The organism is Arcicella gelida (assembly GCF_034931025.1).
Taxonomy (GTDB): Bacteria; Bacteroidota; Bacteroidia; order Cytophagales; family Spirosomataceae; genus Arcicella; species Arcicella gelida.
The window spans coordinates 1-9675 of record NZ_JAYGIL010000059.1 but is presented as its reverse complement, the minus strand read 5'-3'; the positions used below and the strand labels follow the sequence as shown (position 1 = coordinate 9675).

Here is a 9675-nt window from a genome sequence, read left to right as displayed (position 1 = left end):
AAGAACACAATAATCCACAAAAAGTAAACAAAAAAAAAAGAAGCGATTAAATAAAATCAAATTTTATCTAATCGCTTCTTAACCAAGTATTGAAACGTATCACTTTTTCAGTGACCTCGATTTCTCAAAAGCCTTTTCTTTTATGAATAAATTATATCAAATTATAATTGTTCAAATACTCTTTCCATGCTGATAGCGTAACCAATTTTTTCACGCAATTCAGAGATTTTTACTCTTTCTTGTTCCATCGTATCTCGGTGACGAATCGTTACAGTTTCGTCTTCCATTGTTTGATAATCTACAACGATACAACAGGGAGTACCGATTAAATCTTGACGAGTATAACGTTTTCCGATTGCTCCGCCGTCATCATAAGTAGTATTGAACGAACGTTTCAATGAATGGAAAATATCTTGTGCTTTTTCTGCTAAACCATCCTTTTTCACCAAAGGTAAAACGGCAGCTTTGATAGGAGCAACTGCTGGATGGAATTTCAAATAAGTACGTTGTTTTTCAGATTCGCCTTCACCAACAGTTTCTTCTGTATAAGCGTTGCAAAGTACTGCTAAGAACAGACGGTCGGCACCTACTGAAGTTTCTACTACGTAAGGAATGTAGTTTCCATAAGGTTTACCATTTTCGTCAAGGTCGGCATCAAAGTATTGTTGTTTTTTCTTTGAAAGCGTTTGGTGAGCCGTTAAGTCGAAAGCTGTTCTTGAGTGAATACCTTCCATTTCTTTGAAACCGAATGGGAATTGATATTCAATATCCACCGCTGCGTTGGCATAGTGAGCCAATTTTTCGTGGTCGTGGAATTTCAATTTTTCAGCAGGTAAACCAATAGCTTTATGGAATTTCAAACGAGTTTCTTTCCAAGCATTGTACCATTGCATTTCAGTACCAGGGCGGCAGAAAAATTGCATTTCCATTTGTTCAAATTCACGCATACGGAAAATGAAGTTACGAGCAACGATTTCGTTACGGAAGGCTTTACCGATTTGAGCAATTCCGAAAGGAATTTTCATGCGACCAGATTTCTGAACATTCAAGAAGTTGACAAAAATACCTTGTGCTGTTTCTGGACGTAAGTAAATCAAAGAAGCATCTTCAGAAACCGCACCAACTTGCGTAGAGAACATCAAATTGAACTGACGAACTTCTGTCCAGTTGCCAGTACCCGAAATTGGGCATTTGATATTTTCATCAATAATCAATTGACGAACGCCATCCAATTCACCAGCATCTAATAATCTTGCCATTTCTTGCAACAAAGCTTTTCCTTTTTCAGGATTACCTTCTGCTTCGTATTGTTCGGCTTTCGCTTCCAATAATTGGTCGGCACGATAACGCTTTTTTGAATCTTTGTTATCAATCATTGGGTCGTTGAACGAATCAACGTGACCAGAAGCTTTCCAAGTAAGCGGGTGCATAAAAATGGCTGCATCAATCCCAACAACGTTGTCGTTCAACATTGTCATGGCTTTCCACCACAAAGTTTTAAGATTGTTTTTCAACTCAACTCCGTTTTGACCATAATCATAAACGGCTTGAAGACCATCATAAATTTCAGAAGAAGGAAACACAAAGCCATATTCTTTGGCGTGCGAAATGATTTCTTTTAGCGTGGAAGCAGTATCTTGTTGTTTTTGTTCAGCCATGATTTTAATAATTAGTTAACAATCGCTCGCCAACTGTAATTAGTATTTTACTTGTTTTTGTAAAAATATTGACAAAGTTATCAAATTTGCCTTGAATTGTCTGTTACCAAGTTTAAGAATAATCATCTCAAAGTTAAATTTTGAGTTTTCTTTATATTTTTTAAGAATTTTTTTTATATTTGTTTCTAAGTAGTATCTATACATTTCTATCATCTATTGTTTAAAACGATTAAGATTGGATTGTGGTAATACTACAAATTATTACAATTATTCTAAAACGTTTTAAACTACAACTTACAAAAATGAAAAAACAGTTATTATTCTTGCTCCTCTTTTTATTTAGTTTTGGCACATTCGCCCAACGTACATTCGATCACATTCTTCAAACCGAAGGTAACATCCAAGATTTAGTACAAAATGAAATTACTGGTATTATCGTAATCAAAGAAGGTTCCACTTTAAAAGGAATTGATGCTGAAAGTAAAAAAATAGTATGGACTTTAACCAAAGATGATTTTGGCGCAACTTCTGCAAAAGATATTTTGGCTGACCCTGAATTTGGTAAATTTTTCAAAGAAAAAAAAGAACTTACTAGTGTTGCTAATAGTCCGTATGTAGAGGCTTTTATTAATTCTAAATACATGGTTATCAATACTGAAACGGGTAAAGTTGTTTACAATTCTTCTAAAGAGTCTTTCTTCGTTTTTCAATCTGATTTTATTCCTGAGTCTGACGAATATTTATTGACATTAAAAAATGGAGATAATATGTCGATTGCCTTATTGGATATGAAAACAGGAACATTGAAATGGAATTCAGTGGTAAGTAAAGCAAAGTCTTTTTTTAGTATATCTTTAAAAGAATCTGTTAATACTAACATTGCCAGAATCAACGGAGAAACTATTTATTACTTACTCTACGGTAAATTGTATTCTTTTAATAAAACAACTGGTAAATTGAAATGGGCTGGAGAGGAAGAGTACACTAAATTTTTTCCTACCCAAAACGATAAAAATATTGTTGTAGTAAACAGCAAAGGCTTGATGTCTTCAAAAGAGTATTTGAACGTATTGAATACAGAAACGGGAAAGAGTATCTGGGAGGAATCAATCAAAACAAAGAGAATTGTATATTTAGAAGATTGGGGGACAAAACTATTGATTGCTCATCATAGTGGTTTTAATTTCTTTGATTTAAAGACAGGTGAGAAAATTTGGAAAAAAGATGCTCGTGGTGATGGTTTAAAGCGTGTTATCCCTATTGATAAAGATTTCCTTTATGTAGCCGAAAATGAAATGATGTTAATTAATAAAGACGGAGAAAAACTTTGGAAGAGCTTCATCGAAATTGCTGATGAAAAAGAAGACCCTATTTATTACCTTGGAAAAGTTGGCGATAAAGTAATGTATTTGACTGGTACTTATGGTAATATGGTTGACTATAAAAGTGGGCGTAAACTATGGAAGAGAAATATTAAATTCAATGAAAAAAGACCAGTTTTACCATATTATGATGAATCTGCAAATTCATACATTGTGTACAATGATGAAAAACTCTATAAGTTTGACCCATCAATCGCAGATAAACCAGAACCTTTTGCAGAAGTAAACATCAAAAATGAGAAAGAGTTAAATAGTATAGAATTGTTTCCTTGGGGCGTTGTATTATCTGGACCTGTAGAAGTAATGGGTGTTGGTCTTGATGGTAAAGTGAAATATCATAAAGTGTACAAACAACCTGGGGAAGGTAACAGACAATTAATCAAAGGAGCCTCTATCGTAGGTAGTGTGGCACTCGGTGCCTATAATGCTAAAAATGTAATCGAAGGTGCTGAAATCAGGATGTATCAACGTGATGAAAATGGCGTTTTGAGAGATCTTGGAGTTGTTAGACAGGAAGATAAAGGCAAAATGGCGATGGCTGATGCATCTGCAGTAGGTTTAGGAGCTTTAAACCAGTTAACATCAAGATATGGTTCTCGTTTCAATGCTATGAAACAAAATAGAGACTTTTCTTATATTTACGCTAAAGATGAAACTGGCGAGAAAGTATTGGTAAAAGTACGGAAAATTGATGGCGTAGAAGTCGATAAATTGATTTTCAAAAATGATAGACCAGTTTATGAAATTGACCCAGCTACTCAAAATGTATTCTATATTTTGAATAATACAGTACAGATTTTTGAAGCTAAAAAATAACTAAAACTAAATTTAAGAGTCCATCAAAGATAATTTTGATGGACTCTTTTTTTGTCTTATGAAAAGATTCATAATCCTAACAGCTCTCTTTTTTAGCTTTATCAGCGGATATTCGCAAGACAAAGTGAAGTTTACTAAGAAAAACTTTATTATTCCAAGTATAGTGCCTTCTGAATACAGTTGTTTGGATAACTTGCTTACTCAATCTACTTTTTTCCAATTGGGGAATCGCTTACCTGTTTCCGAGCCAAACCTAAAGAAAGAGTTTTTCAATATAAGAGGTTTTATAAAGGAAGAAGATAAAGGACAACTTAAAATTTTTGTTTCAATCCCTGTTCCAGAACATCAAAAAAATAGAGTAGATACCATATTCAATAAAAAAACATTAAAGTTTTCTTATATCCCTTATTCAAGCTTCAAGGTAATCATTAAAGTAGAAGTGAAGTGTCAGGCACAAACTATTTACAAAGAAGAATTCAATACAAATGAAATAGTATCGTCTGAACCCTTTGCAACGATTGAAGACCTTAAAAAAGGGTTGAATAAAATTGAAATAAATAACGAGTATGGAGAAGAAATAGAAAAAGCAATACACATTGCTTTAGAAAATATTCAATTAAAGTTGAATCAAAAATTAGCTTATTATAGCCAAAAAAGTAAAGAAACTTTTGTTTTTCTTACATCAGGAGATCATCCTGAGTATGAACAAATGCTAAATTTTGAAAAAGAAATTACCTCTCAATTACAAAAAGTCACGCTAGAATCTGGGATTAATGAGCAGGCAATTTTACCTCATTTAACATATTTAGAAAGTCTTTTAGTTAAATATCCTCCATCAAACGAAAATACTAAACTAAGATTTATTGTGACTAATAATTTGAGTCAGGTATATATCTTACTTGAAAATCGTGAAAAAGCCTTGTTCTATGCTGACTTGTTGATTAAGAACGATATGCGTAAAGTATGGGGACGTGAGTTGATTGAGAGAACTAAAAATAGTTTTTTTGTTGATAAAAAGAAGCGTACACATACTCCTCGATTTAGTGAATTAAAAAAGTTAGGCTTTGAAATTCAACAAGACGAGGTTAACGAAAAAGAAGAAACACGACTTGCTTTTTTTGAAAAAATAGAAAGAGATGTTGCCGATTGGGAACAAGAGAAAAATAATCGATTAGAAATTTTAGAGAAAACAAAAACTAAAAGAAACAATATTCTTGATTCGCTTGCTAATCAAAATAATGCTAAAATTTTAGAAAAAGTAATACTAGGCTTTGGCGGAGGACAAATCATAAAAGGAATTGAAAAAGTACATACGCTTTCAAAATTATCTTTTGAAGATAGTAACGTGCCTTTTTATGAAGAGAAATGGGAGAGTGCTTTTACCAATTATCTCTTAAAAAAGAAAAATCCTGATTTATTTTATCTTATTCTGAATCAAGCTGAAGCATGGCAACATGATGAACGTATAAGAGGTGAAAAATGGAAAAAAATAGATGCGATTGATTATTGGAATACTTTTCCTAACCTTGATCCACTTTATTTATTGACCTCATTTCGTTTAGACTTATGGAATAATTATGAACTATCTGAAGATGTCACGATAGATGAACATCTGTGTTATCATTTGAAATATACTGAAAAAACTCTCAATTCAAAAAATCGTTTTATTCCTAAAGCAGAATATCATTTGTATATTGATAAAGAGACATTTAGAGTGATTTCTTCAGATAAAACAGAATTTGAAGATGGTAAAAAGTTGTCTTTTGAAAGAAAAATATTTCAAGATTATCGAGAATTAATCAGCCTTAATAGTGGTGCTGTTCCACACCGTATTTTGTATCAGATTGAAGATTATTACGGAGAAACTTTTTACCAAGAACAAATCGAAAAGATTGAAATTAATTCAAATTTCGCTAATAGAATTTTTGTTAAAGAAGTTTATTCTGGAGGATTTAAGTAGTAAGTTGGAATGATAACTTTTAACCCTCCAATATTTGATTCATATAATTTAGTATTGGAGGTACATTTTTTGATTGAAATGAATGTTTTGACGACTTTACCTTAAATAATCGTTATTTTTGTGTATAAAAACTCAGATGATTATGAGAACGAATATTGAAATAAATGATGATTTAATGGCACAAGTAATGTCAGCCACAGGCTTGAAGACCAAAAAAGCTGTGATTGAAAGAGCTTTAAACGATTTACATTATTACTTTTTGATTCAAGAAATGGAAGCATTAAGGCATTCAGATACTTGGAGTGGCGATTTAGATGAAATGAGAACACAAGAAGTTTCAAACTTATGATACTTTTCGATACTTCTGTTTGGATAAATTATCTTAACAAAAAAGATACGCCTCAAGTAAGAATTTTAGAGAATCTTTTTGCAATAAGAGTCAGAGTTTATATTACTCCGACGATAATTCAGGAAGTTCTCCAAGGAATTTCTGACCAAAAGAGATTTGATGTTACTCGAAGGTTATTATTAGCACAGCAAATTTTGCAGTTAGATGCCGTAGAAATTGCCATCGAATCAGCAAATTTATATCGTTCATTACGCCAAAAAGGCGTTACCATTCGTAAAGCCAATGATTGTTTGATTGCGGCTTATGCCATTCATTTTAAAGTTGAAATTTGTCACCAAGATTCTGATTTCGACTTAATCGCTGAAAATTCTTCTCTGAAAATCACCCAATTTACATGACCAAATTCTTAATTCTTCGTTTTTCTTCGATTGGAGATATAATCCTCACCACGCCAGTAGTGCGTTGTTTGAAAAAACAATATCCTGATGCCGAAGTACATTTTGTAACGAAGAAATCTTATAAAACTTTAGTAGAAAATAATCCGTACATTGATAAGTACTTTTTGCTGGAGGATAGTCTTAATGATTTGATAAAACATCTAAAGCTGGAACAGTATGACTATGTGATAGATTTGCATAATAATCTGAGGACAAGAATTATTAAACTTAGATTGGGCGTAAAATCGTATAGTTTTGATAAAATCAATTTTCAAAAATGGCTTTTGGTAAAATTCAAAAAGAATATTATGCCTAAAGTACATATTGTAGATAGAAATTTGAAAACGATTGAGCATTTAGGCATACAAAATGATAATCAAGGTTTAGATTATTTCATTCCTGAAAAAGACGTTTTACCTGCTGATTGGTTGCCCGAAAATTTCAGAAATACTTATGCGGTTTATGCCATTGGTGGACAGCATGAAACCAAGAAATTACCCTTAAACAAAATGATTGAATTGTGTAAAACTATTCAATTACCATTGGTTTTAATAGGAGGGAAGGAGGATTCGGAACAAGCCGAAAAACTGATTGCGGCTTTCGGAAATGAAGGAAACAAACTAATTTTAAATACTTGTGGAAAATGTAACTTAAATCAGTCTGCTTCGTTAATCAAAGAAGCGACGATTGTTTACACACATGATACAGGGATGATGCACGTAGCGGCGGCTTTCAAGAAAAAAGTAATTTCTATTTGGGGAAATACGGTACCCGAATTTGGAATGTACCCATATCAAACTAATTTTGTATCCCTCGAAGTGAAGCACTTAGCTTGTCGCCCATGTTCTAAAATAGGTTACAACAAATGTCCATTGGGGCATTTTAAGTGCATGAATGAGATGAAATTTGAAAGCTTGAAGTAAAAGAATAAAATGTCAAAAAAAATTAACATCGGACTTGTCCAAATGTCTTGTACAGAAAATGTACAAGAAAATATGCAAAAAGCGATTCAAGGAATTCGTGAAGCGGCTCAAAAAGGAGCAAATATTGTTTGTTTGCAAGAATTATTTACTTCATTATACTTTTGTGATGTAGAAGACCACGCTAATTTTAATTTAGCAGAAGCCATTCCCGGCCCATCGACAGAAATATTATCATCAGTTGCTAAAGAGTTAGGAGTGGTGATTATTGCTTCATTGTTTGAAAAACGTGCCGCAGGTTTATATCACAATACTACGGCAGTTTTGGATGCAGACGGCTCGTATTTAGGAAAGTATAGAAAAATGCACATTCCCGACGACCCGGGTTATTACGAGAAATTTTATTTTACTCCTGGTGATGCTTCGCCAGAAGATTCAGGTTATAAAGTGTTTCAAACGAAATTTGCTAAAATCGGCGTATTGATTTGTTGGGATCAATGGTATCCAGAGGCATCAAGAATTACAGCTTTGATGGGTGCAGAAGTATTGTTTTATCCAACCGCTATTGGCTGGGATACTAACGAAACAGACCCGAACATCAACCGTGAGCAATACAATGCTTGGCAAACAATTCAACGTTCACACGCAGTAGCAAATGGTGTTCATGTGGTTTCGGTAAATAGAGTAGGACGTGAAGCTGATCAACAATTCTGGGGTGGAAGTTTCGTCGCAAATCCTTTTGGTACACTACTTTATTTGGGTTCGCACGAACAAGAAGAAGTGCATGTTCAAGAAGTAGATTTAGCTAAAACAGAGTATTATCGCTCTACTTGGCCCTACCTTAGAGATCGCCGTGTAGATAGCTACCATCCAATTACCAAAAGATTTATTGATTAATCTGAATAAAATTTAATTCTATGGTGTAATAATGATAATTATCATTCTGCCATTTATAATTTTATTCAGTACCTTTGTAGGGTTCGGTAGCGAAAATAGGATAGTTTTTGTGATGATATAAACTTTTGACCGATACTCTTTGTCCCCAAACCACAACAATTAAATGGAAAAGCGAAATGAAAGAATAGAAGTAATGAATCACCTTGCCGTTAATATGGACGACATTGTGAACAAGTACCTCATTCCGATAGATACTAACTGGCAGCCTTCAGATTTTTTACCAGATGCTAGTAAGGAAACATTTTTTGATGAAGTAAAAGAACTTCAACAAGCTGCTCGTGAACTACCTTATGATTATTGGGCGGTTCTCATTGGCGATATGATTACTGAGGAAGCTTTACCTACTTACGAATCTTCTATTATGGTTGTTCAAGGGGTAGATATGGTTCATGAGCCAGAAGGTTGGGCTAGATGGACTCGTGCTTGGACAGCAGAAGAAAATCGTCATGGAGATTTATTGAATAAATATGTATATCTTTCAGGTCGTGTCAACATGAAAGCCGTTGAAACATCAACTCAATATTTAATTGCTGATGGTTTCGATATTAAAACAGACGATGATCCATATAAAACATTTGTTTATACTTCTTTTCAAGAATTAGCAACTAATATTTCTCATCGTCGTACTGCCTCATTGGCTAAAAAACATGGCAATAATTCATTGTCGAAAATGTGTGCCATGATTGCGGCTGATGAAATGCGTCATCATAAGGCTTATAAAAGTTTCATTACGAGTATTTTTGAAATTGACCCTTCGGAAATGATGATTGCATTTGCAGACATGATGAAACAAAAAATTGTAATGCCTGCCCATTTCTTGCGTGAAATGAATGGAGAAAAAAGTGGCGTATATGGGCATTTTTCTGACGCTGCACAAAGGCTAGGTGTTTACACAGGTAAAGATTATATAGAAATTACAGAATTGCTTTTAAAAGATTGGAATATTGCAACTATGACTGGTTTGAGTGGCCCTGCAGCAAAAGCACAAGATTATTTAATGCGTTTACCAGAGCGTTTAACTCGCTTGACAGACAGAATCAAAGTCCCTGAATTAGAATATAAATTTAGTTGGATTAATTAGGCTTCCCTTTAATCTTGTAAATATTTAATAATCAATATATTACCAATAAAATAACCCCGGGAAAGTGTCAATACTGGCAATTTTCGGGGTTTTTCTGTATTTTGTTTCTGCTAAA

8 protein-coding genes are annotated in these 9675 nt (G+C 33.4%); 7 read left to right on the top strand and 1 reads right to left on the bottom strand.

The annotated features are described in order from the left end of the window. Positions 1 to 161: 161 nt before the first annotated feature. Positions 162 to 1658 carry a glycine--tRNA ligase gene (locus VB776_RS24205; protein WP_323699424.1) on the bottom strand — a complete coding sequence of 499 codons (1497 nt, stop codon included), beginning with the start codon at positions 1656 to 1658 and terminating at the stop codon, positions 162 to 164. A 302-nt stretch (positions 1659 to 1960) separates the two neighbouring features. On the opposite strand from VB776_RS24205, the gene VB776_RS24200 reads away from it, so the two are divergent. From VB776_RS24200 to VB776_RS24170, 7 genes are all read left to right on the top strand, one after another. Continuing rightward, entirely contained in the window at positions 1961 to 3856 is a 1896-nt protein-coding gene (locus VB776_RS24200; protein WP_323699423.1) for an outer membrane protein assembly factor BamB family protein, read from the top strand. Between the two features lie 538 nt (positions 3857 to 4394). Then, positions 4395 to 5816 carry a hypothetical protein gene (locus VB776_RS24195; protein ID WP_323699422.1) on the top strand — a complete coding sequence of 474 codons (1422 nt, stop codon included), beginning with the start codon at positions 4395 to 4397 and terminating at the stop codon, positions 5814 to 5816. A 142-nt stretch (positions 5817 to 5958) separates the two neighbouring features. Further along, complete coding sequence (locus tag VB776_RS24190) at positions 5959 to 6165, top strand: type II toxin-antitoxin system VapB family antitoxin (RefSeq protein WP_323699421.1); 207 nt, start codon at positions 5959 to 5961, stop codon at positions 6163 to 6165. Then, complete coding sequence (vapC, locus tag VB776_RS24185) at positions 6162 to 6563, top strand: type II toxin-antitoxin system VapC family toxin (protein WP_323699420.1); 402 nt, start codon at positions 6162 to 6164, stop codon at positions 6561 to 6563. The genes VB776_RS24190 and vapC overlap by 4 nt, the downstream gene beginning before the upstream one ends. Then, on the top strand, positions 6560 to 7525 hold the full coding sequence (locus tag VB776_RS24180; RefSeq protein ID WP_323699419.1) for a glycosyltransferase family 9 protein: 966 nt from the start codon (positions 6560 to 6562) through the stop codon (positions 7523 to 7525). The genes vapC and VB776_RS24180 overlap by 4 nt, the downstream gene beginning before the upstream one ends. Before the next feature lie 9 nt (positions 7526 to 7534). Next, complete coding sequence (locus tag VB776_RS24175) at positions 7535 to 8419, top strand: carbon-nitrogen hydrolase (protein ID WP_323699418.1); 885 nt, start codon at positions 7535 to 7537, stop codon at positions 8417 to 8419. Positions 8420 to 8582: 163 nt separating this feature from the next. Continuing rightward, entirely contained in the window at positions 8583 to 9560 is a 978-nt protein-coding gene (locus tag VB776_RS24170) for an acyl-ACP desaturase (RefSeq protein WP_323699417.1), read from the top strand. Positions 9561 to 9675: the final 115 nt, after the last annotated feature.